Origin of the sequence: Pseudohoeflea suaedae (assembly GCF_004354915.1) — a bacterium.
GTDB lineage: Bacteria > Pseudomonadota > Alphaproteobacteria > Rhizobiales > Rhizobiaceae > Pseudohoeflea > Pseudohoeflea suaedae.
The window spans coordinates 227,091-252,693 of sequence record NZ_SMSI01000001.1; the positions used below are offsets into that span (position 1 = coordinate 227,091).

Sequence of the window (25,603 nt, forward strand, 5' to 3'; positions counted from 1 at the left end):
ACAATAACTTGGGACACGCTTTAGGATAGCCTTCATAAGGAATTGACCACAGCCTACGCTCATGTTTGTTCTCGCCTCTGCATCAGGGGGTATTTGAGACATGCATTTCAGAGCAAGTTCCGTGTTTTCTTTGGCGATAGCAGCAACGCTGGCAGCAGGCTGCACTTCGTCTAATACTGTTCGAACTTCAGCAAATACGCTGATTGTCCATACGAGCGCGGAAGCAATGTGTGGAGGCAGCGGCGCCGCAAAAATTGCTCAAAAACAAGCTGCAGTTGAGACAATCAAGGCAGGCTTTGATCGCTACATCATCGTGGGGGCGCAAAATTCCAACAACGTTCAGGTCGTTCAAGGCCCCGGCACATATTCCACAACGGGGACAATAAGTGGCGGCCACTATTTTGGAACCACGACGTACCAGCCCGGCATGCCGATCGTCTATGGCGGGTACGATCAGGCTTTCGCAATTCGGATGTACAAAGAGCAGGAGCCTGAAGCGAAACACGCCGTTTCTGCGCGGGAAATCCTCGGTCCCGACTGGGCGGAAGCGGTAAAGAAAACCGGCACACTTAACGTTTGCTTTTAACCCCTCACACCGATTCCCGTTCCACCAGTTCGCATTCGACCTTGATCTGGCGGGGGCCGGCTTCCAGGCCGCCGGCGGCGTCGATGATCAGTTCGGCGACCATTTCGCCCATTTCGTAGTGCGGCGGTGAGGGCTCGATCGTCGGCGTGGTGCTGGGCGTGATCCTGCTGCAGGTGCTGCAGAACCTCGTCAATCTTCTGGGAATTCCCTCATCGCTCAATTTCGCGGTCATGGGCAGCGTCATCCTGGTCGGCGTCCTTGCCGACAACCAGTTCAACCGCTACCGCGAGCGCAGGCGCCAGTCGCGCATGGCGAACTCCGTGGCCGGCGGCGCCGAACAGGCCGGCTGAGGATCTAGGCCAGCTCCCGCGCGTCACGCTCGACCTTCTGGGCCGGAAACGGCGTTGCCAGAAGGATGGCCAGCCCCACGACGAAGAAGATGATCAGCGTCGCCATGCCGTAGCGCGCCGATCCGGTTATCAGCGTCACGGTCGCAACCGACAGGGGCGCCAGGAAGGATGTGGCCCGGCCCGAAAGCGCATAGATGCCGAAATACCGGCCCGCATCGTCGGGGTGGATGCTCTGCGCCAGATAGGAGCGGGAGGAGGCCTGCACCGGTCCGAAGGCGATGCCGATCAGCAGGCCGAAGAGAATGTAGACCTTTTCCGCCGGCGTGCCGAACAATCCGCCGGTTTCGGTCGTCCCCATCTGGACCAGCCCGAAGAGCGTGAAGCCGGGACCGGTGGAAATAATGCCGATCGTGGCAATCAGCAGGCAGATGATCGACATGATCACGATGGCCTTGGAGCCCATCTTGTAGTCGAGCCGCGACGCCCAGATACAGCCGCCGATGGCGACCACGTTCAGGATGATGCCGAAAATGCCGATTTCCATCGTCTGCCAGCCGAACATCCCCGCCGCAAACGTGCCGCCGAGCGCGATCAGCCCGTTCACCCCGTCCTGATAGATCATCCGGGCGATCAGGAACTTCAGGATGCCGGCCTTGCGCCGCACTTCGGAAATCGTGCCTGCGAGTTCGCGCAACCCGGTGCTGACGGCGGACCCGACCGATGTCGGACGGTGATAATCGGGCGTGAAGAGGAACATCGGCAGCAGGAAGGCGAGATACCACATCGCCGCCAGCGGCCCGGTGGCGCGCGCACCCTCGCCCTCTGCCGGATCGAGCCCGAAGATCGGCGTCAGGCCCAGGAGCGTCTTCCCTGTCTCCTCATTGCCCGCCATGAACAGGACCACGAAGATCAGCACGATCATGCCGCCGAGATAGCCGAGCCCCCACGCGATATTGGAGATGCGCCCGACATTCTCGGGCTTCACCAGCCGCGGCATCATCGAATCGTTGAAGACGATCGAGAACTCGGCCGCCACCGATGCAAGCACGACCAGCAGGAATGGAAAGAACAGCGACGACCCCGGTGCCGCCCACCAGAGCGAGATCAGCGCTGCGATCTTGACCACGGCGAAGACCGCGATCCACGGCTTGCGCGGCCCGATCGCATCGGCGATGGAACCCAGCACCGGCGACATGATGGCGATGATGAGCCCCGACGCCGTGATCGCATAGCCCCACCACGCCTGACCGAGATCGGGATCCCCCGCCATCTGCGAGACGAAATAGGGACCGAAGATGAAGGTGATGACGACGGTGAAGAACGGCTGGGCCGCCCAGTCGAACATCATCCAGCCGAAAATGCCCCGCCGTGGCACGGGCTTCTCCGCGATCGGTTCATTCATTGCGCGTCCCTCCGCCGCATGGACGATCTTCGCCTGCGGGCATCTGCGTCACCGGTTCCTATGCGCGCAACGAGCGCGCCAGATCGCTCATCATGCCAGCAGCCACTGTCAGCTTGGCCACCGTCAGCTCGCCGGTCTCCGCCAGCTGCAGGATCTGCCCGGCCACGTGTCCGATGCGACCGTGGTTCTCGGCCCGCCAGCTCTCGAACGGGTCCTCGGCATCTGCGAATGACGTCAGAGCCGATATCGCGATCACCCGGCGCGCCTCGTAGATCTCGTCGAGATTGCGCCCCAGCGCCAGGTTCTCGTAGTGATCTGCCGGCTGAAGTCGTCCCGCCGCCGCCTGGATACGTCCGATGCGGAAAGCCTCCGTGATGGCGAAATAGGTCTGGATGACCTTGTCGATGCTCTCGCCCGAAAGACGCGCGACCCGCAGCACGTCGGGCACCATGACCCGTACCGACAGATGCGCGATATCGGCTGCCAACCCGGCGGGAATTCCGAGTTCCGTAAGCCGTGACTTCGTCTCGTCGATCTCGCCTTCGAGGAATTCGGGCACCGCGCCGAGAAGCGTCGGCAAGTGCTCGGCGACCGCTGCGCGCATTTCGGCGACCGTCGCGCTGATCTCGCCGCTCATTGCTGTGCCGGTCTTCAGCGCCCAGGTGGACGAGGCGCTCAGCGCCTGGCCGATCCGGGCATAAAGCTCGTTCTGCAACTCGCCCGGCACCTTGGTGTCGAGCGCGTCGACACGGTCGTAGAGGTCGGGCAGCGACAGCCCGTCACGCGCCATCACGAAGGCGCGGACGACATCGGGAGCCGTGGCGCCGGACTGGTCGCCCATGTGGATCACGAAGGCCGGACCGCCGCGGTTGATCGCATCATTGCCGAGAAGCGTGGCGACGATCTCGCGGCGCAACCGGTGGGTTTCGATGTCGCGCCGGTAATCATCCTGCATCTTCGGCGGGAAATAGCTCATGAGCGCATCTTCGAAATAGGGATCGTCGGGCAGATCCGACCCCACGATCTCGTCGAAAAGCACGATCTTGGCATAGGACAGAAGCACGCCTATCTCCGGACGCGTCAGCGCCCGGCCTGCCGCGCGGCGTTCGGCGATGGCGGCATCGTCGGGCAACGTCTCCACCCTGCGCTTGAGCAGGTCGCGGCTTTCCAGCGCGTTCATCAGCCGGGCATGTTCGGAAAGGCCGGCAAGGCCCTCATTATGCGCGAGCGAAATGGCGAGCGTCTGCAGATAGTTGTTGCGCAACACCAGCTCCGCCACCGCATCCGTCATCGAGGCGAGCAACGTGTTGCGGTTCTCGCGCGTCAGCCGATCCTCGCGCATGGCGTTGGCAAGCGCGATCTTGATATTGACCTCGACGTCGGACGAATTCACCCCGGCCGAGTTGTCGATCGCATCGGAGTTGCAGCGTCCCCCCTTGGCCGCATAGGCGATGCGGCCCCTTTGGGTGACGCCCAGATTGGCGCCCTCGCCGATCACCTTGGCCTGAACCTCGTCGGCGGTCACGCGGATCACGTCGTTGGCGCGGTCGCCCACATCCGTGTCCGCCTCGCCATCGGCCTTGATGTAGGTCCCGATACCACCGAACCAGAGGAGATCGACTTCCATGCGGAGGATCGCCGACATGATGTCCTGCGGCGTCGTGCGCCCGGGCTCCATGCCGATTGCCTTGGCCGCTTCACCCGTCAGCTCAACCGACTTGAGCGAGCGCGGGATGATCATCCCGCCGGGCGACATCTTTTCCTTGTCGTAATCCTGCCAGCTCGTGCGCGGCAGGTCGAAGAGCCGCTTGCGTTCGGCGAATCCGGCTACAAAATCCGGGTTCGGATCGATGAAGATGTCGCGGTGATCATAGGCGGCCACGAGCCGGATCTCCTCCGACAACAGCATGCCGTTGCCGAACACGTCGCCCGACATGTCGCCGATACCGGCCACCGTGAAGGGCTGGCTCTGGATATCGATGTCCATCTCGCGGAAATGGCGCTTGACCGCTTCCCAGGCACCGCGGGCCGTGATGCCCATCTTCTTGTGGTCGTAACCGGCCGAACCGCCGGAGGCAAAGGCGTCGTCGAGCCAGAAATCCTGTTCCTGGCTGATCGCATTGGCGGTGTCGGAGAATGTGGCCGTGCCCTTGTCGGCGGCGACAACGAAATAGGGGTCGTCGCCATCATGGCGAACCGTATCGGCAGGCGGCAGGACCGTGTCGCCGTCGAGATTGTCGGTCACCGACAGCAATGTCCTGATGAACAGCTTGTAGGCGTCGCGGCCGGCCTCGAAGACCGCCTCGCGACCGCCGTCGACCGGCAGGCGCTTGGGATAGAACCCGCCCTTGGCGCCGACGGGAACGATCACCGCGTTCTTGACCTGCTGTGCCTTCACCAGTCCCAGCACCTCGGTACGGTAATCCTGCGCACGGTCCGACCAGCGCAGGCCACCGCGCGCGATGGGGCCGAAGCGCAAGTGAACGCCTTCGACGGCGGCGCCATAGACGAATATCTCGCGGAAGGGGCGCGGTTCCGGCAGGGCTTCGAGTGCCCGCGGATCGAGCTTGAAGGCGAGATTGGGCCGTGGATGGCCGTTGTCGTCGCGCTGGAAATAGTTCGTCCGCAGCATCGAGGTAATCGCGTTGACGAAGCGGCGGATGATCCGGTCGTCGTCCTGGCTCGGAACCTCGGCGAGGTCCTCCTCGATCGAGGCCGAAATCCGCTCGAGCGCTTCCTCGCGGGACATGTCCCCCAGATCGGGATCGAAACGGGTCCGGAACAGATCGAAGAGCTTCACGGATATGTCGGGATAGCGCGACAGCGTGTCGGAGATGTAGTCCTGCGAATAATGAAGCCCCGCCTGACGCAGATAGCGGGCAATGGCGCGCAGCACCATCGCCTCGCGCGCGCTCAGCCCGGCGCGCACCACCAGCCGGTTGAAACCGTCATTGTCGATCTCGCCGCGCCAGACGGAGAGAAACGCTTCCTTCAGCCGCTCGGAATCCTCATGCAGCGAGAATTGCAGCCCGTCGGCGCGCGCGATTTCCATGTCGTGCAGCAGAACCGCGCGCTTGGTATCGGCGGTATCGCCGACCGCCAGCTCGTGCGTCTGCTCGGAAATCACCCGGAAGCCGAGATTTTCGAGCAGCGGCACGCGGCGTGACAGCGCCAGCGGCGTATCCGCATGGAATATCTTGAGACCGAGATGATCGTCGTCATCGTCGTCCTGCCGGTAGAGTGCGATCCGCAATCCGTCTTCGGCTTCGAGCGACCCCTTGATATCGGCGATATCGGCGACCGCCGACTGCGGATTGAAGCGCTCCTTGTAGGACTGGCTGACATAGATGCGATCTGCATCCTCACCGCCGATGGACAGGAACTCGTCTTCCCAGCGCGCGACGATCGCCTTGATGTCGCGCTCGAGCTGATCGTGTGGAATCTCGGGCGTCTTGCCCTCGTAGCGGCCGATGATGAAATGGACGCGCGCCACCCCGCCTTCCGGGAAGGAGGGGTAATAGGCGGACAGGCGACCATTATAGGCAACCTTGAGATAGGCCCCGATCTTCTCTCGAACGGTGGAATCGTACTGATCGCGCGGCACATAGACCATTACGGACACGAATCGATCGAACCGGTCGATGCGCGGCAGGACACGGACGCGCGGACGGTCCGTGAGTTCATTGATCTTGCGGCAGAAGATGGTGAGCAGATCGGCATCGATCTGGAACAGTTCATCGCGCGGATAGGCTTCGAGCGTATTGAGCAGCAGCTTGCCGGAATGGCTGTCCGGGTCGTAGCCGAAATTGTCGATCACCTTGGCGAGTTTGGAGCGCAGGAGCGGGATCTCGGTCACCGACCGTGTATAGGCGGTGGAAGTGAAGAGACCGACCACCCGCAACTCGCCGATGACATTGCCGTCCTCGTCGAAACGCTTGACGCCGACATAGTCCATATGCGCGCGACGGTGGACGACCGACCGCACATTGGCCTTGGTGACGATCAGGAAATCCGGGCCGTGCAGGAAATCGAGGATTTCCGGCGACGTCATCACCTGGTCCTTGCCCTGGCGCAGCACCAGCACGTCCGGATCGGCAAGGATCCCCAGGCCCCGCGAGCCAGCACGCGTGAGCTCGCCGCTGCCCGAAGCCTCGGAATAGACGTATTCGCGCATGCCGAGGAAGGTGAAATTGTCGTCGCGCAGCCATGACAGGAAGGCCAGAGCCTCGTCGCGCGCATCCGTCTCGCCTTCATCCACCCGCAGATAGGCGATATCGGCGGCAGCCGAATCGATGCGAAGCACCATCGCCTTCCAGTCCTGAACCGCGCTGCGAACCTGGGCGAGCACGAATTCGACGCGTTCGACGAGCGTCGCGCCGGCTTTCTGCCCGAGCCGCGGCATGTGCAGCTGAATGTGGCTGACCGTGTTCTCCTTCGACCGGTCGATGCCGGGCCGGTAGAGCGTCAGTTCCTCGCCTTCGCGGACATAGAGGATGGGATGCGCCGTCAGCAGGATCTCGCGAACCTGAGCGGTGACCTCGCCCATCACCGAATCATAGAGAAACGGCTTGTTTGCGGTGGTGATGCAGAGGATCGAGACCTTCTTGCCATCGCATTCGACATTGTCCGGCTCGAGCAGCGAGATGCGTGGCGCCTTGCCGTCCCAGGCGCGGATCTCCTTCTCGGATTGCGCCGCGATACTGGCAAGGTCCTCTGGAGAATACTGGGAGAGATCGTCGGGACTGGTTCCGGAAAACAGGATGTCCGGATCGACCGAAGGGTCTTTCTGCTTGGCGGCGGCCTTCTTCACGGAAGCCAGGATCTCGGCGACCGCGTCATCATGCGTGGATGTCATCTCATCACTCCCCGTTGCCGGAGTTATTATTGGACCCGCGGAGAACGCTCCCCCACCCGGGCTGCGGTCGTTGAATAACCGGCTTGTGAGGACATTACATGACAGCCGGGACAAAACAACCAAAGGCTGGAAAGATGCTTTCGATGATAAAACAGGCACCGCCGAACCTTGCTGCGCGGCGCGCATGTGTTAGGACAGAAAGAGCCTGAAACCGCCGGAAACGGGTATGATGAACGATCACGACGAGACCAGCCGCAAGGCGCGGAAAGAGCTCGAAAGGCTTTCCGATCAGGGCAACCTCTCGGCAAGCCCGCTGCTCAGGCAGTCGACCGACGGGTTGCGCCGCCACTTTTCAGCCTCCGATGCCGACCAGACCGATTCGTCCGAACTCTGGGGCACCCGCATCGGCCGCGGGCTGGCGGCCGCGGCCTTTGTCGTGCTCGTCTTCTGGCTGATCTTCGGAGTTCTCGGATGAGCCAGACCGGTGCGCCCGACGATGTCCGCCACCCGGCGGTTCTCGCCATTTCAAGTCACGTCGTGCGCGGCTCCGTCGGCAATCGCGCGCTGGTATTCGCGCTTGAAACACTCGGCTTCCCGGTATGGTCCCTGCCCACGGTCACGCTGCCTTGGCACCCCGGCCATTCGCTTGCCACCCGCATCGTTCCGGATGCGGAACAGTTCGCCAGCCTGGCCGGCGATCTCGCCAATGCGCCCTGGATAGGCGAAGTGGGCGCGATCCTGACCGGCTATATCGGCGATGTCGGCCAGATCGAGCCGGTGGCCCGGTTGATCGAGACCATCAAGGACAAGAACCCCGATACACTCTATCTCTGCGATCCCGTCATGGGAGACGGCGAACGCCTCTATGTGCCCGGACCGCTGGCGGAGGGCATTCGGGATCGGCTGATTCCCCTCGCCGACATCGCCACGCCCAACGTCTTCGAGCTGGGCTGGCTCAGCGGCGCGAAGATCCCGGACACCAAGGCACTTGTCGAAGCCGCGCAGACACTTGGTCCCGCACGTGTTCTCGTGACGTCGGCTTTCGCGATGATGAAGGGCAATACGGGCACCATGCTGGTCGAGGGAGACCAGGTGATGATGGCCGAGCACCGGGTGATCGCGAACCCGCCGAATGGTCTCGGCGATCTCCTGTCCGCCACCTTTCTTGCCCGTCTGATCGAGGGCAATTCCAGCGAAAAGGCCTTGCGGCTCGCAACCGGCGCGGTCTTCGAGATCCTTGCCCGCACGTCGAAACGCGGGGCCGACGAACTCACGCTCGAGACCGACGCGCAAAGCCTGAAGACGCCGATGGCGATGATTCACATGCGCCGCGTCGTCACCGGGCCGAAATGACCGCCTGAGAAATCATGAGCCGGCTTAGAAATTTTTCGCCCGACACCGCTCTCTGTGGCGTTGACGGCTGCCCGGCGGGCTGGGTCGCGGTGCACGGGGCGATATCCGATCCGCGGATGTCCGTCTTTTCCGACTTTGCATCACTGGTCGACCGTCTCGGACCCGGCGCGATCATCGCGGTGGACATGCCGATAGGCCTGCCGGACGTCGTGACAGGCGGCGGGCGCGGACCGGAACAGGCGATCCGCCCCCATCTGGGGCAACGCCAGTCGAGCGTCTTTTCCATACCCGCGCGCGGGGCGGTTGAGGCGGCGGATTATCGTTCGGCTTGCGACATATCGCTCCGAACCTCGAACCCGCCGCGCAAGGTTTCCAAACAGGCCTTCCATCTGTTTCCAAAAATCCTGGAGATCGATGCCAGCCTGCGAAACGACGAAGCGCTTCGGGATCGGGTGATCGAATGCCATCCTGAATTCTCCTTCTGCGTGCTCAATTTCATGTCGGCGATGGCAACGCCCAAGAAGATCAAGGGCCGGGTCAATCCGGCCGGCATTGCCGAGCGTGTGGCGCTGTTGACGAAGCTCGGAATGCCGGAAAGCTTCTTCGCGGCTCCACCCCCGCGCGGCGTGGCGCTGGACGACCGGGTGGATGCCGCCGTGAACCTGCTGATCGCAGCCCGCCATCGCGACGGCAGCACCCGGACATGGCCCGAAAGTCCCGCCCGCGACAGTCACGGCATTCCGGTCGCCATCCACGGCTGAGCGCCCGCCGGGGTCGGGGAATATTGATATCCCCGCAGAACCCCGCTAATTGGCTTGTATGAGCAAATTCCCGGAACGTCTTCTCGCCGGTTATCAGACCTTCATGACCGGCCGTTACACCGCCGAGCGCGCGCGCTACAGGCAGCTTGCAGAAACCGGCCAGGAGCCGCACACGCTGGTGATCGCCTGCTGCGATTCACGCGCGGCGCCGGAAACCATCTTCGATTGCGGTCCCGGCGAGCTTTTCGTCGTCCGCAACGTCGCCAATCTGATGCCGCCCTACGAGCCGGACGGCAATTACCATTCGACGTCGGCGGCGCTCGAATTCGCCGTCCAGGCGCTGAAGATCCGCAATATCCTGGTCATGGGCCATGGCCGCTGCGGCGGTATCGCCGCGAGCCTCGACCCCGCCGCCAAGCCGCTTTCCCCCGGCGATTTCATCGGCCAGTGGATCAGCCTGTTGAAGCCGGCGGCGGAGAAGATCCAGGAATCGAGCCTGATGACGGGCTCCGAGCGCCAGACCGCGATGGAGCGCATATCGATCCGCAACTCGATCTCCAATCTCCGCACCTTCCCTTGCGTGAAGATCCTCGAGGATAAGGGCAAGCTGGAAATCCACGGCGCCTGGTTCGATATTTCCTCGGGCGAATTGTGGGTCATGGACAAGGACAGCGGCGATTTCGTCCGCCCCGAGGTGGAAGTGGCCTGACGGGGACCGGCACTGGTCCCGCCACATGATGGAGGAACCGATGCCGAAACTCTTTGCCCTGCTGCTGGGCGCGATCGCCCTTTCGGCGGCACCTTGCCGTGCCGATAGCGGAGCGCCGGTCCTCGACCGGTGGTATCCGGCACTTTTTGCCGCCGATGCAGAGAAGCTCGCCTCGCTGCTGACCGATGACGCGGAAATCCGCATGGACGATCTGGGTATCACCCAGACGAAGCAGGAATTTCTGGGTTCGCTCGGCGAGTGGAAGGACAGCATCGAAGGCGCAAGCTTCGACTGGCGGCTCGATACCGGTGTCCCGGCGACCGATTCCGGGGCCACGGCGCTCGTCTGCTACCGTTTCCCCGCCAATGAACTCTATACCCGCGAAGTCTTCACCTTCGCGGGCGGCAGGATCACCGGAAGCGTGCAGACGATGGAAGGCGAGAGCTGCGCCGACTTCTAGGCCGGGCTCCCGCCTTCGTCGCCAGTCCCCGAGCCGTCAGCTGCCGTCGATCTCGGCGCCGATGATGGCGATGGCCTTCTGGTAGACGCCGGCGGCATTCCAGCCCTGGATGGCGCGGAAATTGGTCTGTCCGGGCTGATAGCCGCCGCCACGCTGCCAGCCATGGGCGCGCAGGAAGTTGGCCGTCGAGGCGAGCGCGTCGGCCTTCGAGCGCAGGTCCACCGAACGGTTGCCGTCGCCCGACGCGCCGTAATTGATCACGTTGCGCGGCAGGAACTGGGTCTGACCGATTTCGCCGTGCGCCGCGCCCTTGAATTCCGGGCTGACCCAGCCGCGCTCGATCAGATCGAGCAGCGCATAGAGCTGGTCGGTGAAATAGGCCGAACGGCGGCAGTCATAGGCGAGTGTCGCAACCGCGGAAACGGTGTGCTGATTGCCCATGAAGGAGCCGAAGCCGCTCTCCATGCCCCAGATGGCCAGAAGCGGGCCGGCGGGCACGCCGTAATTCTTCTCGATAGCCTGGAACAGCGCCGCATTCGAACGCTTCAGCTGCTTGCCGCGCGAAATGATGGCATTCGCACCGCGCTTTGCCATGAACTGTTCGAGCGAGAGCTTGAACGTGTGCTGGTTGCGGTCGAGGCTGATGGTCTTGGTGGCGTAACGTACATTGCGGAAGGCGGAATCGAGCGTCCGCGGTGAAACGCCGCGCTGGGCGGCTTCCGACTTGAACTGACCGATCCAGTTATTGAACCCGCCGGCGTTGTTGCCGCATTGCGCCGCGAAGGCGGGAGAGGAAATGCCTGCTGCAAGAAGCGCGGCTGCAAGAATACCGAAACGACGCCGACCGTGTCTGACCATGTTTTAGAAACCTCTATTTAGAAGAATTCCGCCCCGCGCGGACTTTGCCAGTAATGAGCAAGAAAGTCACGGGAGCCTCTGAAAAATGAAAAGAGCCCGCGCCTGAACGCGGGCCCTCTCCATTCGGTTCCAATTCGGTTCCGGATATGCCCGATCAGGCGGCGGCCTGGCTCTTCAGGAGGCCGCGATTGACGAGCAGTTCGGCGATCTGGATCGTGTTCAGCGCCGCGCCCTTGCGCAGGTTGTCGGACACCACCCACATGTTCAGACCGTTCTCGACGGTCGCGTCCTCGCGAATGCGTGAAATGAAGGTCGCGTCATCACCGGCGCTTTCATAGGGCGTGACGTAGCCGCCCGGCTCATGCTTGTCGACGACGAGGCAGCCCGGCGCCTCGCGCAGGATGTCGCGGGCTTCGTCGGCGGTGATCTCGTTTTCGAATTCGATATTCACCGATTCCGCATGACCGATGAAGACCGGCACGCGTACCGCCGTGCAGGTGACCTTGATCTTCGGATCGAGCATCTTCTTGGTCTCGGCCAGAACCTTCCACTCTTCCTTGGTGTAGCCGTCTTCCATGAAGGTATCGATGTGCGGAATGACGTTGAAGGCGATGCGCTTGGGAAACTTCTTGGATTCGATCGGATCGGCCACGAAGACCGCGCGCGTCTGGTTGAACAGCTCGTCCATGGCGTCCTTGCCGGCGCCGGACACCGACTGGTAGGTCGAAACCACCACGCGCTTGATCTTCGCCCTGTCGTGCAGCGGCTTGAGCGCGACGACGAGCTGCGCGGTCGAGCAGTTCGGGTTGGCGATGATGTTCTTCTTGCGGAAGCCCTCGATTGCGTCAGGGTTCACTTCCGGAACGATCAGCGGCACTTCGGAATCATAACGCCAGGCCGACGAGTTATCGATGACGACGCAGCCGGCGGCGGCGATCTTCGGCGAGAACTTCTGCGAGACGGAGGCGCCTGCCGACATCAGGCAGATGTCAGTGTCGGAGAAATCATGGGTTTCGAGGTTCTTGACGGTGAGCGTCTTGTCCCCGAACGACACCTCGGTGCCGATCGAACGGCTGGAGGCCAGCGCGATGACTTCATCGGCCGGAAAGTTGCGTTCGGCGAGGATGTTGAGCATCTCCCGGCCGACATTGCCGGTGGCACCGGCGATTGCGATTTTGAAACCCATGTTACCTTGCTCCGTTCTCCCCCTTGCTTTTGGTCAAGCACCACTCATCCCGCCCCCGGGAGAGTGTGGGGCGGAAGCGTTCAGATCGTGGTTTTGGTCTTGATCGTTGTCATGGCGGGAGCCTTCATGATCCAGAAGCCGCCAAAAGTCAATCAAAACGACGTCGCGCGCCGCATGGCCAGGCCCGCGACGCGCGATTGAAAACAAACCCGCGTGCGGCTCAGCCGGCGTAGGCCTTGACCACAGCATCGCCCATCTCGCTGGTGGAGACCCTGGTGCAGCCCTCGGACATGATGTCGCCGGTGCGCAGGCCGGAATCGAGCACGCTCGAGATCGCGGCTTCCAGGCGGTCGGCTTCCGCCACCATGTTGAAGGAATAGCGCAGGCACATGGCAAAGGAGGCGATCATGGCGATCGGATTGGCAATGCCCTGACCGGCGATGTCCGGCGCAGACCCGTGCACCGGCTCGTAAAGCGCCTTGCGGCTGCCGGTCTTCGGATCGGGCGCGCCGAGCGAGGCCGACGGCAGCATGCCGAGCGAACCGGTCAGCATGGCGGCGACGTCGGACAGCATGTCGCCGAACAGGTTGTCGGTGACGATGACGTCGAACTGCTTGGGCCAGCGCACGAGCTGCATGCCGCCGGCATCGGCCAGCATGTGAGAAAGCTTGACGTCGGAATATTTCGCCTTGTGGGTGGCGGTCACCACCTCGTTCCACAACACGCCCGACTTCATGACGTTGCGCTTTTCCATCGAGCAGACTTCGTTGCGGCGGGTACGCGCCAGTTCGAAGGCGACGCCGGAGATGCGCTCGATCTCGTAGGTGTCGTAGACCTGTGTGTCGATACCGCGCTTCTGGCCGTTGCCGAGATCGATGATCTCCTTCGGCTCGCCGAAATAAACGCCGCCGGTCAGCTCGCGAACGATCAGGATGTCGAGGCCTTCGACCACTTCCGGCTTCAGCGACGAGGATGCGGCCAATGCCGGATAGCAGATGGCGGGGCGCAGGTTGGCGAAAAGCTCCATGTCCTTGCGAAGACGCAGGAGACCGGCTTCCGGGCGAACCTCATAGGGCACGCCGTCCCACTTCGGACCGCCGACGGCGCCGAAGAGCACCGCGTCCGCTGCCATCGCCTTTTCCATGTCGGCGTCCGAGATCGCCGCGCCGTGCGCGTCATAGGCCGAACCGCCGACCAGTCCCTCATCGGTTTCGAACCCGGCGGATTCTTCCGCGTTCATGAATGCGATGAGCTTGCGGACTTCGCTCATGGCCTCGGGGCCGATGCCGTCGCCGGGAAGCAGGAAGAGTTTGCGGTTAGCCATGGAATTTGCCTCGAAATGGATTTGTCTTCGGCGCTGTTCTTAGAGCCTTCCACCGCCGGATGGAAGACGCTTCATCCCGGTTCCTGCCCTTCGGCCTGCGTCGCGATGTCGAGGACTGTCGCTCGCCTCAGACCTTGCCGAAAGCCACCACCGCATTGGTGCCGCCAAAGGCGAAGGCGTTGGAGATCGCCACGCGAACGTCCCGCTCCCGTGCCGTGTTCGGCGTCACGTCCAGATCGCAATCGGGATCCTTCTCTTCGAAATTGATCGTCGGCGGCACGATGCCGTCGCGCAGCGCGCCGACACAGGCTATCATCTCGATCGCGCTCGATCCGCCCAGGCAATGGCCATGCATCGACTTGGTCGAGGACACCGAAACCCCATCCGCAGCGGCTCCGAGCGCCATGCGGATGGCTTTCGTCTCGGTCTTGTCATTGGCCTGCGTGCCGGTGCCGTGCGCGTTGACATAGTCGATCGCGTCGCCCGACAGTCCCGCATCGGCGAGGCAGTTGCGGATCGCCTGCGCCGGCCCTTCGACCGTCGGCGTCACGATATCCGACGCATCGCCCGAAAGGCCGCTGCCGAGGATTTCCGCGAGAATGGTGGCACCGCGAGCCCTGGCGTGCTCGTAGCTTTCGATGACCGCGACCGCGGCCCCCTCGCCGAGCAGAAGTCCGTCGCGATTGCCGGAAAACGGCCGGCATTTCGAACGCGCCAGCACCCGAAGCGCCTCCCATGCTTTCAGGATTCCGTAGGCAATGGGCGTATCGGTGCCCCCGGCAAGCATGATGTCTGCGCGCCCGAGCCGGATCTGATCGGCCGCCGAGATCAGCGCGTGATTGCCCGACGTGCACGCCGATGTGACGCCGAATACCGGGCCACGCAGGCCCAGATCCATCGAGACCTGGCCCGCCGGAGCGCCCGGCATGGCGCGTGGCACGGTGAGGATATGCGCGCGCTTCTTGCCGCGCTCGAGGATATCGCGATAGCTTTCGTCGACGGCGTCGGCGCCGTAGATGCCGGTACCGATGACCGCACCCGAGCGCAATTCGTCATAATCGCCTGCCGACAGGCCCGCCTGCGCCATCGCCTGGCGCGCCGCGATCACCGAGATACGGCTGAACTCGCCCATCGCCACCTTGCGGCGCGGATCGATGCCGTCATCTTCCATCCGGTCGATGAGCGGGTAGACCATGTTGACCTTGAGGTCGCGACGTTCGATCGACAGATCGGTGCTGCCGTCGTAACCCGCCTTCATGTTGGCCCAGATCTCGTCGGCGTTGCGGCCGATGGAACAGATCCCGCCCAACCCGGTGATGACGACGCGGCTACGCGTCATGAGTTGGCCGATTTCTCTGCGAGCAGTTCCCTGATGAGAGCCACCACGTCGCCCACGGTCTTCAGCGATTCCCACGCCTCGGCGGTATTGAGATCGACATGGACGTCATACTCGTCCTCGAGATCCATCACCACTTCGGTGAGTTCGAGCGAGTTGATTTCGAGTTCATCGAGCTCGGAAGACGCCGTGATCTCGCTTTCCTCACGCGGACTGACGCCGGCGATGATCGAAATCACCTTCTTTTCGATATCTTCGCTCATGCCTGAACTCCCCTTGATACTGTTACAAGCTGACCGGGGAATAACCGGCGCGTCAAGACACCGTTCCATCTCCCGGGCAGAATGCCTCCTAGGCCCAACTGCGCTCTGCGGCCAGTTTGGTCTCGTAAGCCGCGATTGCCGGTGCCTTGTTGAGGGTCAGGCCGATATCGTCAAGACCGTTGAGCAGGCAGTGCTTCTTGAACTCGTCGATCTCGAAGGTGACCGTGCCGCCATCGGGACCGTGAATTTCCTGCGCCTCGAGATCGACCGACAGCGTGGCGTTGGAGCCGCGCTCGGCGTCGTCCATCAGCTTGTCGAGCTCGCCCTGCGAGACAACGATCGGCAGGATGCCGTTCTTGAAGCAGTTGTTGTAGAAGATGTCGGCGAAGCTGGTGGAGATCACGCAGCGGATACCGAAATCGAGAAGCGCCCAGGGCGCGTGCTCGCGCGAGGAGCCACAGCCGAAATTGTCGCCCGCCACCAGGATCTGGGCGTTGCGATAGGCCGGCTTGTTGAGCACGAAATCCGGATTTTCCGAACCATCTTCATTGTAGCGCGCCTCGGCGAAAAGACCCTTGCCCAGGCCGGTGCGCTTGATGGTCTTCAGGTAATCCTTCGGGATGATCATGTCCGTGTCGATGTTGACGACCGGATAGGGCGCGGCAACGCCTGTCAGACGGGTGAATTTTTCCATGGCATTGGTCCTGTCGTTAGCTCGGACCGCTTTAGCAAATGCGTTCGGGAAAAAGAAGGGGGCGTGTGCATCACAGGCTCAGGCACCTCGCGCGGCGATGGCGGGGTGCCTGCAGATAGGGGCGGAGCGAAGACGATCCTTCGCGGTTTGCCTACATGTCGATGATCGTGCCGCGACCGTCGTTCCAGACGCGGGTGATCCGCTGGTCATGCGGCGTGCGGCTCTCGGTCCGCACATAGGCAGGCTGCGGCGCGGAACGCTGCAGCATCGCCTTGGCCGACGCCCAGAGCGTCAGCGATGCGATTGCCGCGAAGGCGATCACGCTTACGGCCGCAAAGCTCGCCAGTGCGAAACCGGCCAGTGCGATGGATAAGACTGCGAAAAGAATGCGTTTCATGTCTCTCGTCCCGTTGTTCCCGCTCAATGTGGGGATTTTTTCGCTCCGGTTCAACAGTCTGGTTCCGACAGGCGGGCCGCTGCGGCATTGGACCGCGGCCCGGCTTTCCCGCCGGAGCTCCGGCCCTTGAAAGATCGGCCCGGGGCGGGCATGACTTGCGGTCATGAATTCGAGCTCCTTTTCTTCCCGCCCCTCGCGGCCGCGACGATCCGTCCTCTACGTGCCGGGCGGCAACGAACGTGCGATTGCCAAGGCCCGGACACTCGAGTGCGACGCCGTGATCTTCGATCTCGAGGATTCCGTCGCTCCCGACGCCAAGGTCGAGGCGCGGGAAACCATCGCGAGGCTTCTCAGGGAACCGTTGGGACATGGTCGCGAGACCGTCATCCGCATCAACGCGCTGTCCACGCCCTGGGGCGCGGCGGATTTGCGCGCCGCTCGCGATCTCGCGCCCGATGCGATACTCATCCCCAAGGTCGAGGATCCCGCAGATATCGCGGATATCGATGATGCGCTCGACCGGACCGACGCTCCCGAGACGCTGAGATTATGGGCGATGATCGAGACTCCGAAGGGCATCATGAATGCCGGCCAGATCGCCCGCGCCTCGCGCACGCCCGGTGGCCGCCTCGACTGCTTCGTCACCGGCACCAACGATATCGTCAAGGAAACCGGCGTGGCGCCGCTTCCCGGACGGCCCTATCTGTCGACATGGCTGATGGAGATCGTGCTCGCTGCCCGCGCCTATGGCATTGAGGCATTGGACGGTGTCTACAACGATTTCCGCGACGCCGAGGGCTTTGCCGCCGAATGCGCACAGGGACGCGCCATGGGCTTTGACGGCAAGACGCTCATCCATCCCGGCCAGATCGAAGCCGCGAACAGGGCTTTCGGCATCGATCCGGAAAAGCTCGCGGAGGCCCGCGGCATCGTCGAAGCCTTCGCCCGGGCTGAAAATGCCCGCGCCGGCGTGATCAGTCTCGATGGCCGCATGGTCGAACGGCTGCATGCCGACATGGCGGAGAAACTGATTGCCAAGGCCGACGCACTCGCCGCCCGCACATCATCTGTTTGAGGAGATTTTTGATGAAACTCTACCGCCTCCTGACCGGCCCCGACGATTCGAGCTTCTGTCACAAGGTGACGCTGGCACTGAACAAGGGCTGGTTCCTGCACGGCTCGCCCACTTACGCCTTCAACGCTGAGACCGGCATCATGCAGTGCGGCCAGGCCGTCTACAAGGAAGTGGAAGGCAAGGATTACACGTCCGACATGAAACTCGGCGAACAGTAGGATGAGCGGCTATCCCGAGGCACCGCCCGAAGAGCTCGTCACGCTGCGGCGTGAACTCCACCGCAAGCCCGAACTTTCGGGCCAGGAGGCCGGCACCGCCGCCCGCATCGTCGCCGAACTCGAACGCCATGGACCCGGCGAGGTTCTGACGGGCCTGGGCGGCCATGGCGTCGCCGCCGTGTACGACAGCGGCGCCGAGGGCCCGACCATCCTCTTCCGCTGCGAGCTCGACGGCCTGCCGATCACCGAGATCTCCACCTTTGGCTGGCGCTCCGAAATCGCCGGCAAGGGCCATCTCTGCGGCCATGACGGACACATGGCGATTCTCTGCGGACTTGCCGCCGAGCTCTCAGCCAATCCGCCGGCCAAGGGCCGCGTCGTTCTGCTCTTCCAGCCTGCCGAGGAAACCGGAGCGGGGGCCGCGGCGGTGATCGCGGACGCGGATTTTGCCCGCATCAGGCCGGATTACGCCTTTGCGCTTCACAATCTTCCCGGTCTGCCGCTCGGTTCCGTCGGCGTGCGTTCCGGCCCCTTCACCTTTGCGTCCGAAGGCCTCGCGATCAGGCTCTCCGGCCGCACCTCGCACGCCGCCCAGCCGGAAGCGGGCGTCAGCCCCGCAGCCGTCATGGGCCGGTTGATGGAGGCGCTGCCGAAACTGCCCGAGACGCTCGGCCATTCGGAGGGTCATTCGCTGGTCACCCTGTCGCATGCGCGTCTGGGCGAAGCCGCCTTCGGCATTTCCCCGGGCGAGGCCGATATCTGGGTGACGATCCGCGCCATCGACGACGGCCTCCAGGCCGAACTGATGGGCGAGGCGGAAACGCTGGCCCGCAACCTCGCGGAAGCCGGCGGGCTGGGCATCGGGTTCGAGAAATTCGAGAATTTCGCCGCCGGCCATAATGACGCGGAGGCCGTCGCCTTCATCGAGGAGACGGCAGCGGCACTCGGCGCACCGCGCGTGGAGATCGGCGGGCCGTTTCGCTGGTCGGAAGATTTCGGCCGGTTCGGCGGGGTCGGCAGGACAGCGCTGTTCGTGCTCGGTTCCGGCGAGGATCACCCGCGCCTGCACAACCCGGATTTCGATTTCCCGGACGAGCTGATCGCCCCCGGCGTGGCGCTCTTCGGCCATATCGCGCGCAAGCTCTGCGGCTGGACGGGGTGAAGAAAGGCCGCTATTCGGCGGCGGCCTCGATGCGCTCCATGTCGGCATCCGACAGGCCGAAATGATGCCCGATCTCGTGAATGAGAACATGGGTGATGATATCACCCAGCGTCTCCTCGTTTTCGGCCCAGTAGTCGAGGATCGGCCGGCGATAGAGCCGGATCCGGTTCGGCATCTCGCCGGTCTCGATGGTGAAACGCTCCGACAGCCCCCGGCCCTCGAACAGGCCGAGCAGGTCGAAGGGTGTCTCCAGCCCCATATCCTCGAAGATCTCGTCGCTCGGAAAATCCTCGACCTCGATGATGAGGTCGGACACGGTAAGCGTGCGGAAGTTTTCGGGCAGCCGCGCATAGGCGGAGAGGGCGAGCGATTCGAATTCGCTCAGCCCGGGCGCATAGCGGCTTTCCCAATCCCCTGTCTGGTCGACGCGCGCCATCAGCGTGCGGTCCTGTAAACTCGTCTCATGGGCCGCATATAGGTCAATCTTTCCGCCGTTGCGAGAGCCTGCGGCGAATCGTGGTTATCGCCGCGAGGATGCAGACGGGCGGTGAAAAGAATCCGGAAGCGAATCCAGACACTTGAATAAATTCCTATCCGGCCTGCTTGACTCTTCGTCCGGGCTCTGGAATCGATAGGAACATAACAGGAACATTCATGGAGTTCGAAGTGGCGACCCCCGAGCGGGCGCAAGGGACCGTTCATGCCTTGCGTCAGGTCATAGCCCGCATGGAGGGCAAGGAACACCGGCTTTCCGAATCGGCTCCGGCACAGGAGACCGTGCCTGCAGGCAAGGCAAGTTCCGTGCACGGAAAGCGGCGCCACAACCGTTGCTGTCTGGGACTTCCCCCTTTCGACGAGGCATTAGGCGGCGGACTGTCCTGTTCGGGTCTCACCGAGATCCGATCGTCGGAGACCCGCGACTGGGGCGCAACGACCGGCTTCGTCGCCATGCTGATCGCCCGGCTCAGGCGTGGCCGGGTCTCGGCTCAGGCGGAGGCCCCCGGCCCCGTCGTCTGGATCGCGGATCCCGCCGCCCGCCGTGAAGGTGGCGATGTCTGGCTGCCCGGCTTGCCCGGACTTCTTCCCGGTCTGGACACCGGGGGCGAGACATCCCTGCCGCCTCTCCTTTTGGTGCATCCCCGCACTCCGGGCGAGGCGCTCTGGGCAGCGGAAACCGCGGCCTCCGGGCGCGATATCGACGCGGTTATTATCGAACTCCGCGGCAATCCGGCCTGCATGGGGCTGACCGAAAGCCGGCGGCTTCATTTTCGCGCCCGCGAGAGTGGGCTGCCGCTTTTCCTGCTGCGCCAGGCCGCCCGGTCCGAGGCCACGGCAGCGCCCGCGCGCTTTCACGTCGCCCCCGCTCCGGCAGCACCCCGCATGATCGCACCCGGTCACCCCTTGCCCGAGAGCCTCGGCCGCCCTGCCCTCACCGTGACGCTGGAGAAAAGCCGGCGTCCCGCCCCCCTGTCCCTCACCGTGGAGTGGTCTTCCCATGACAGCCGTTTCCTTCTCCGAGACACAGCCGCCCGCGACGAGGGCCGAGGCGCAGGCGGATCCCGCGCGAACGCTCCTGCGGGTCCAGGCGGAGCGGCGTATTCTGGCGATCGCGCTGCCCTCGCTGCCAACCGACCGGATCAGCCGCGCACGGGCGGGTCACTGGTGGCGTTCGGCCGGGCATCCTGAACCGGGCCCGCTCGCCTGCGCCGAAAACATCAAAGGGGCGATGCGGCTTTCCGCGCTCAATCGCGCGGCCTGTGCGCGCGGCCTTCGTCCCGGTCAGGGCGTGGCCGAGGCGCGCGCCATCTGCCCCGATCTCGACGTGGTTCCCGCCGATCCCGCGGCCGATGCCCGGCTTCTGGAAGCGCTTGCAGACTGGGGCGACCGCTACACGCCGCTTGTCGGTTGCGACGGCCCCGACGGGCTGTTTCTCGACATTTCAGGCTGCGCCCATCTCTTTGGCGGCGAGCGCGCGCTCTTGGCCGACTGCATGGCCCGGCTTTTCCATCTCGGCTTCGAGGCCAGCGCCGCGATCGCCCCCAACCCCGCTCTGGCCTGGGCGCTGGCCCGCCATCATCCCGGCCGCATCGCCACCCCGGCCGACATCGCGAAGATCATGCCCGGCCTGCCTGTCGCGGCACTTCGCCTGCCTTCTGAAGTGTCCGCGGCACTTTCCCGTCTCGGTCTCAAGCGCGTGGGTGATCTGGTCGATGCCCCCCGCGCACCGCTCACCCGCCGCTTCGGTCGCGAGCTTCTCGGCCGGATCGACCGGATGAAAGGCCTCGACAGCGAGCCGATCTCGCCGCGCCGCCCGGTTGCCGACATCATGAGCGAACGCCGGCTCGGCGAACCCGTCAGCGACATCGATGCGATCGGCGAACTGGTCGGACGGCTGGCCGCCAACCTCAAGGAGACATTGGCCGAACGCGGCGCCGGCGTAAGGCGCGCCGAACTCAGGCTCTTCCGGGTCGACGGCGCGGTGCGGCGGATTGAGGTCGGCACCGCCCGGCCATTGCGCGATCCCGCCCGCCTCTGCCGTCTGTTCGCCGAGCGCCTGGCCTCCATCGGCGAGGATTTCGACGCCGGTTTCGGCTTCGAGATGATCCGTCTTTCGGTCCCCGTCTTCGAAACGCTGTCCGACGCGCAGGCGGATTTCGACGGCCGCGGCACGGACAAGGCCGGCTTCCACGATCTCGCCGATCGATTGGCAGCCCGTCTCGGCCCCGCCCGGGTCCTTCAGCCCATCCCCCGCGACAGTCACATCCCCGAGCGCGCGATGACGCATCTGCCTCTTACTTCCCGAAAAGGGCCCACATGCGCCGTTCCGCTTGCGCCGGCCTCTGCGGCCGCACGGCCTCTGCGGCTTCTCTCCCGCCCCGAACCCGTAACGGCAGTGGCTGCGGTTCCCGAAGGTCCGCCGGTCATTTTCAGCTGGCGCAATGCCCGCCACCGCGTCGGCCGCGCCGAGGGACCCGAACGCATCGCAGCGGAATGGTGGAGCGAGGGTGAGGATGCGCTGACCCGCGACTATTACCGTGTCGAGGATGAGGCCGGCCGCCGCTACTGGCTGTTTCGCGAGGGACTTTACGAACGGGAACCCGGCACTCCGCGCTGGTTTCTCCACGGCCTCTTCGTCTGAGGCCGGCGGATGCGCGCTCCGGCACCGGCGCCGCAGGCCGAGACCTTCGCGGAATTCGGCCTGCGCAGCAATTTCTCCTTTCTCGAGGGCGCCTCCCACCCCGAGGAACTGGCGGTCATGGTCGCCCGCCTCGGCCAGCGCCGTTTCGGACTTGCCGACCGCAACACGGTCGCCGGGGTGGTGCGCGCCCATGTGGCGGCCCGCGAATCCGGCCTCGTCTTCCATCCCGGCACCCGTCTTTGCTTCTCCGACGGCACGCCGGACATTCTCGCCTATCCGAAAACCCGCGCCGGCTGGGCACGGCTCTGCCGCCTGCTCACCTGCGGCAATCTCCGCGCCGCAAAAGGGGCCTGCACGCTTTATCTGCAAGACCTTCTCGACTGGGGCGAGGAACTCAATCTCGTCGTGCTGCCGGGCGCCGGAGCCGGCTTCGGCGACCCGGAATCGGGCAATGATCCGGACAAGAAACTGGGAGAGCTGCTCCGGCAGTTGAAGGACGCTTGTGCCAGCGCGGTCCGGCTGGCGCTTGTTCCGGCGCATGACGGCCATGACCGGATCAGGCTGGCCCGTCTGTCGCGCATTGCCCGGGCCGCGCGTGTGAAAACCATCGCCAGCAACGACGCGCTCTGCCACGATCCGGCTCGCCGCGCCGACCAGCACGTGCTGACCGCCATCCGCCACCATGTGACCCTCGATCGCGCAGGACGATTGCTTTCCGCCCATGGCGAGCGCCATCTCAAGGCTGCGGCCGAGATGGTCTATCTCCTGCGCGATTACCCCGAGGCGCTCGGCGAAACCCTGCGTTTCGCACGCGAACTGACATTCTCGCTCGATGAATTGCGCTATCAGTATCCCGACGAGAAGCTCGGCGAAGGCACTGCGCAGGAACATCTCGCAAGGCTCGCCGGGGAAGGCGCCCGGAGACGCTACGGAGAAAACGTGCCGGAGCGGGTGGAGCGCCAGATCGCCCACGAGCTCGAACTGATCGCCGAACTCGAATACGCGCCCTATTTTCTCACCGTCTGGGACATCGTCCGTTTCGCGCGGTCGAAAGACATTCTCTGCCAGGGCCGCGGCTCGGCGGCCAATTCTACCATCTGCTACTGCATCGGCATCACCGAGGTGGACCCGACCTTCGCCGACCTTCTCTTCGAACGCTTCATCTCGCCCGAGCGCCGCGAGCCGCCCGATATCGACGTCGATTTCGAGCATGAGCGGCGCGAGGAGGTCATCCAGTACATCTATGAGCGTTACGGCCGCGACCATGCGGGGCTCGCAGCGACCGTCATCTGCTACCGCGCCCGGTCCGCCGCCCGCGAGGTCGGCAAGGCCTTCGGCCTGTCCGAAGACGCGATCTCGGCGCTGTCGGGCTCGGTCTGGGGCTGGTCGTCCGAGGCGATGGGCGAGCGCGAGGCGAAGATCGCGGGCCTCGACACCGCCGACCGCACCACACGGCAGGTGCTCGATCATGCCGCGCGGCTGAGCGGCTTTCCGCGCCATCTCTCCCAGCATGTCGGCGGTTTCGTGATCACCCGCGACCGGCTCGACGAGGTGGTGCCGCTGATGAACACCGCCATGGAGGGCCGCACCATGGTGGAATGGGACAAGGACGATCTCGATGCCCTCGGCATCCTCAAGATCGACATCCTGGCGCTCGGCATGCTCACCTGCCTGGCGCGCGGGCTCAAGATGCTGGCCTCCCATTATGAAAAGCCGCTGAGCCTCGCCACGATCCCCAAGGAAGACCCCCGCGTCTACGCCATGATCCAGCGCGCCGACACGATCGGCGTCTTCCAGATCGAAAGCCGCGCCCAGATGAGCATGCTGCCGCGCCTCAGGCCCAGGGATTTCTACGATCTCGTCATCGAGGTGGCGATCGTCCGCCCCGGGCCGATCCAGGGCGACATGGTCCACCCCTATCTCAGGCGCCGCGAGGGCAAGGAACCGGTCAGCTATCCCAAGGAGGAACTGCGCGCCGTGCTCGGCAAGACGCTCGGCGTGCCGCTGTTTCAGGAACAGGCGATGAAGATCGCCATCGTCGCCGCCGGCTTCACCCCGTCGGAGGCCGACCGGTTGCGCCGTGCCATGGCCACCTTCCGCCGCGTCGGCACCATCCACACCTTCCAGAGGAAAATGATCGACGGCATGGTCGCCAATGGCTACGAAAAACAGTTCGCGGAACGTTGCTTCCAGCAGATCGAGGGATTTGGCGAATACGGTTTTCCCGAAAGTCACGCCGCCTCTTTCGCGCTTCTGGTCTATGCCTCCTCCTGGATGAAGGCGGTCTATCCGGATGTCTTCTGCGCGGCGATCCTCAATGCTCAACCGATGGGATTTTATGCGCCCGGCCAGCTGATCCGCGACGCCCGCGAGCACGGCGTCGAAATCCGCCCGGTCGATGTGAACCTCTCGGACTGGGATTGCACGCTCGAGCAGGCCTGTTTCGATCCTGCAGCCATCGCCCCCCGCCATGCCGGCATGCGCGACGTCATCAAAAGCCATCATGCGGTGCGGCTCGGCTTCCGGCAGGTCAAGGGCTTGGCCGAGGCCGACATGGCGCGACTGGTGGAAATGCGCGGCGCGGGCTACGATTCCGTTCGCGACCTCTGGCTGCGCGCCGGCCTGTCGCGTGGCACCGTCGAACGATTGGCCGATGCGGACGCATTCTCCTCGCTCGGGCTGTCGCGCCGCGAAGCACTCTGGGCCGCCCGCGCGCTCGATCCGGCGGCAGCTTCCGAGCACCTGCCCCTCTTCGAGAGGACGGCGGCGCCATTGCCCGAGCTCGAGGCCGAGATGCGCCTGCCCGCCATGCCGCCCGGCGAGGAAGTCATCAACGACTACCGCTATCTTTCCTTTTCGCTGAAGGCCCATCCGGTCAGCTTTCTGCGCGCGCGCCTTTCCGGTCAGGGGATCGTTCGGAACCAGCGGCTCGAAAGCCTGCGGACCGGTCAGCGCACCATCGTTGCGGGGCTGGTTCTGGTGCGGCAGCGCCCGGGTTCGGCCAAGGGCGTGATCTTCATGACGATCGAGGACGAGACCGGGGTGGCCAACATCATCGTCTGGCCGAAGACCTTCGAGACATTCCGGCGCGAGGTGCTGGGCGCCCGGCTGATCCGGGTCGAGGGGCGGCTGCAGAACGAATCCGGTGTCATCCATCTCGTCGCCGACCGGATCGCCGACATCTCGGGCAAACTGGCCTGGCTCGACGCCGATCACGATCCGAGATCAGCGGATATCGAAAGTCTCGCCCGTGGCGACGAGGTGCGCCGGCCGGTGATGGAAAACCGCATGTTCCGGAAATCGGGCGCGCAGGCGGCCCGCAAGCTCAAGGCGGCAAACCCGCCTCCGGCCACCCCCTCCCGGGAGCCGCCTCCTGCCCTTTCCGAACCGGCGAGCGAAGTGGCCCGGGTCATGCCGAAGGGGCGGAATTTTCACTGACGGCCCCCCACAAGGGATGGAGCCGTCAGAAAAGGCG

Annotated in this window: 22 protein-coding genes and 1 pseudogene; 13 read left to right on the top strand and 10 right to left on the bottom strand. The window is 64.1% G+C overall.

Annotated features, from left to right (window positions below):
- Positions 1-100: 100 nt before the first annotated feature.
- Positions 101-586: a hypothetical protein gene (locus tag E2A64_RS01125; RefSeq protein WP_133282609.1), complete on the top strand. Its 486-nt coding sequence runs from the start codon at positions 101-103 to the stop codon at positions 584-586.
- Positions 587-708: 122 nt separating this feature from the next.
- Positions 709-936, top strand: a pseudogene (locus tag E2A64_RS01130) (ABC transporter permease); the annotation flags it as partial.
- 4 nt (positions 937-940) lie between these two features.
- On the opposite strand, the gene E2A64_RS01135 reads toward E2A64_RS01130, so the two are convergent.
- Entirely contained in the window at positions 941-2,338 is a 1,398-nt protein-coding gene (locus E2A64_RS01135; protein WP_133282610.1) for an MFS transporter, read from the bottom strand.
- A gap of 58 nt (positions 2,339-2,396) precedes the next feature.
- The gene (locus E2A64_RS01140; RefSeq protein WP_133282611.1) at positions 2,397-7,193 is read right to left on the bottom strand and encodes an NAD-glutamate dehydrogenase; all 4,797 of its coding nucleotides are present in this window, start codon (positions 7,191-7,193) and stop codon (positions 2,397-2,399) included.
- 229 nt (positions 7,194-7,422) lie between these two features.
- Here E2A64_RS01140 and E2A64_RS01145 point away from each other — a divergent pair, with 229 nt between their 5' ends.
- Genes E2A64_RS01145 through E2A64_RS01165 form a run of 5 tightly spaced genes read left to right on the top strand, consistent with a single transcriptional unit; the run spans position 7,423 to position 10,476 of the window.
- Positions 7,423-7,668 carry a hypothetical protein gene (locus E2A64_RS01145; RefSeq protein WP_244598107.1) on the top strand — a complete coding sequence of 82 codons (246 nt, stop codon included), beginning with the start codon at positions 7,423-7,425 and terminating at the stop codon, positions 7,666-7,668.
- On the top strand, positions 7,665-8,546 hold the full coding sequence (gene pdxY / locus E2A64_RS01150; RefSeq protein WP_133282613.1) for a pyridoxal kinase PdxY: 882 nt from the start codon (positions 7,665-7,667) through the stop codon (positions 8,544-8,546). Before E2A64_RS01145 ends, pdxY begins: the two co-directional genes overlap by 4 nt.
- Positions 8,547-8,560: 14 nt before the next feature.
- Positions 8,561-9,307, top strand: coding sequence for a DUF429 domain-containing protein (locus E2A64_RS01155; protein WP_133282614.1), 747 nt, complete (start codon positions 8,561-8,563; stop codon positions 9,305-9,307).
- A gap of 58 nt (positions 9,308-9,365) precedes the next feature.
- Positions 9,366-10,016 carry a carbonic anhydrase gene (locus E2A64_RS01160; RefSeq protein ID WP_133282615.1) on the top strand — a complete coding sequence of 217 codons (651 nt, stop codon included), beginning with the start codon at positions 9,366-9,368 and terminating at the stop codon, positions 10,014-10,016.
- Positions 10,017-10,056: 40 nt separating this feature from the next.
- Positions 10,057-10,476, top strand: coding sequence for a nuclear transport factor 2-like protein (locus E2A64_RS01165; RefSeq protein WP_133282616.1), 420 nt, complete (start codon positions 10,057-10,059; stop codon positions 10,474-10,476).
- Positions 10,477-10,512: 36 nt separating this feature from the next.
- Here E2A64_RS01165 and E2A64_RS01170 read toward each other — a convergent pair whose 3' ends face one another.
- The 7 genes from E2A64_RS01170 to E2A64_RS01200 all read right to left on the bottom strand — a co-directional run bounded on the left by E2A64_RS01170 (position 10,513) and on the right by E2A64_RS01200 (position 16,534).
- Complete coding sequence (locus E2A64_RS01170; protein WP_133282617.1) at positions 10,513-11,334, bottom strand: lytic murein transglycosylase; 822 nt, start codon at positions 11,332-11,334, stop codon at positions 10,513-10,515.
- Positions 11,335-11,488: 154 nt separating this feature from the next.
- Positions 11,489-12,520 carry an aspartate-semialdehyde dehydrogenase gene (locus E2A64_RS01175; protein WP_133282618.1) on the bottom strand — a complete coding sequence of 344 codons (1,032 nt, stop codon included), beginning with the start codon at positions 12,518-12,520 and terminating at the stop codon, positions 11,489-11,491.
- A 220-nt stretch (positions 12,521-12,740) separates the two neighbouring features.
- Complete coding sequence (gene leuB / locus E2A64_RS01180) at positions 12,741-13,844, bottom strand: 3-isopropylmalate dehydrogenase (RefSeq protein WP_133282619.1); 1,104 nt, start codon at positions 13,842-13,844, stop codon at positions 12,741-12,743.
- 127 nt (positions 13,845-13,971) lie between these two features.
- Positions 13,972-15,183 (bottom strand): beta-ketoacyl-[acyl-carrier-protein] synthase family protein, encoded by a 1,212-nt coding sequence (locus E2A64_RS01185; RefSeq protein ID WP_133282620.1) that lies wholly within the window; start codon positions 15,181-15,183, stop codon positions 13,972-13,974.
- Positions 15,180-15,443 (bottom strand): acyl carrier protein, encoded by a 264-nt coding sequence (locus tag E2A64_RS01190; protein ID WP_133282621.1) that lies wholly within the window; start codon positions 15,441-15,443, stop codon positions 15,180-15,182. The genes E2A64_RS01185 and E2A64_RS01190 overlap by 4 nt, the downstream gene beginning before the upstream one ends.
- Before the next feature lie 88 nt (positions 15,444-15,531).
- Positions 15,532-16,137, bottom strand: coding sequence for a 3-isopropylmalate dehydratase small subunit (leuD, locus tag E2A64_RS01195; RefSeq protein ID WP_133282622.1), 606 nt, complete (start codon positions 16,135-16,137; stop codon positions 15,532-15,534).
- A 151-nt stretch (positions 16,138-16,288) separates the two neighbouring features.
- A complete protein-coding gene (locus tag E2A64_RS01200; protein WP_133282623.1) occupies positions 16,289-16,534 on the bottom strand; it encodes a hypothetical protein in 246 nt (81 codons plus the stop codon).
- A gap of 163 nt (positions 16,535-16,697) precedes the next feature.
- Here E2A64_RS01200 and E2A64_RS01205 point away from each other — a divergent pair, with 163 nt between their 5' ends.
- From E2A64_RS01205 to E2A64_RS01215, 3 genes are read left to right on the top strand one after another with little or no spacing between them, the layout of a single operon-like run.
- Complete coding sequence (locus E2A64_RS01205) at positions 16,698-17,609, top strand: HpcH/HpaI aldolase/citrate lyase family protein (protein ID WP_133282624.1); 912 nt, start codon at positions 16,698-16,700, stop codon at positions 17,607-17,609.
- A gap of 11 nt (positions 17,610-17,620) precedes the next feature.
- The gene (locus E2A64_RS01210) at positions 17,621-17,827 is read left to right on the top strand and encodes a DUF1737 domain-containing protein (RefSeq protein WP_133282625.1); all 207 of its coding nucleotides are present in this window, start codon (positions 17,621-17,623) and stop codon (positions 17,825-17,827) included.
- Between the two features lies 1 nt (position 17,828).
- Positions 17,829-18,989, top strand: a complete 1,161-nt coding sequence (locus E2A64_RS01215) for an amidohydrolase (RefSeq protein WP_133282626.1) — start codon at positions 17,829-17,831, stop codon at positions 18,987-18,989.
- Positions 18,990-18,999: 10 nt separating this feature from the next.
- Here the strand turns inward: E2A64_RS01215 and E2A64_RS01220 are convergent, their stop codons facing one another.
- Positions 19,000-19,425 (bottom strand): metallopeptidase family protein, encoded by a 426-nt coding sequence (locus E2A64_RS01220; RefSeq protein ID WP_133282627.1) that lies wholly within the window; start codon positions 19,423-19,425, stop codon positions 19,000-19,002.
- A 218-nt stretch (positions 19,426-19,643) separates the two neighbouring features.
- On the opposite strand from E2A64_RS01220, the gene E2A64_RS18000 reads away from it, so the two are divergent.
- Genes E2A64_RS18000 through E2A64_RS01230 form a run of 3 tightly spaced genes read left to right on the top strand, consistent with a single transcriptional unit; the run spans position 19,644 to position 25,566 of the window.
- A complete protein-coding gene (locus E2A64_RS18000; RefSeq protein WP_244598108.1) occupies positions 19,644-20,675 on the top strand; it encodes an ImuA family protein in 1,032 nt (343 codons plus the stop codon).
- On the top strand, positions 20,626-22,128 hold the full coding sequence (locus E2A64_RS01225) for a Y-family DNA polymerase (protein WP_280177533.1): 1,503 nt from the start codon (positions 20,626-20,628) through the stop codon (positions 22,126-22,128). Before E2A64_RS18000 ends, E2A64_RS01225 begins: the two co-directional genes overlap by 50 nt.
- Before the next feature lie 9 nt (positions 22,129-22,137).
- Positions 22,138-25,566 (top strand): error-prone DNA polymerase, encoded by a 3,429-nt coding sequence (locus tag E2A64_RS01230; protein ID WP_133282629.1) that lies wholly within the window; start codon positions 22,138-22,140, stop codon positions 25,564-25,566.
- Positions 25,567-25,603 lie beyond the last annotated feature (37 nt).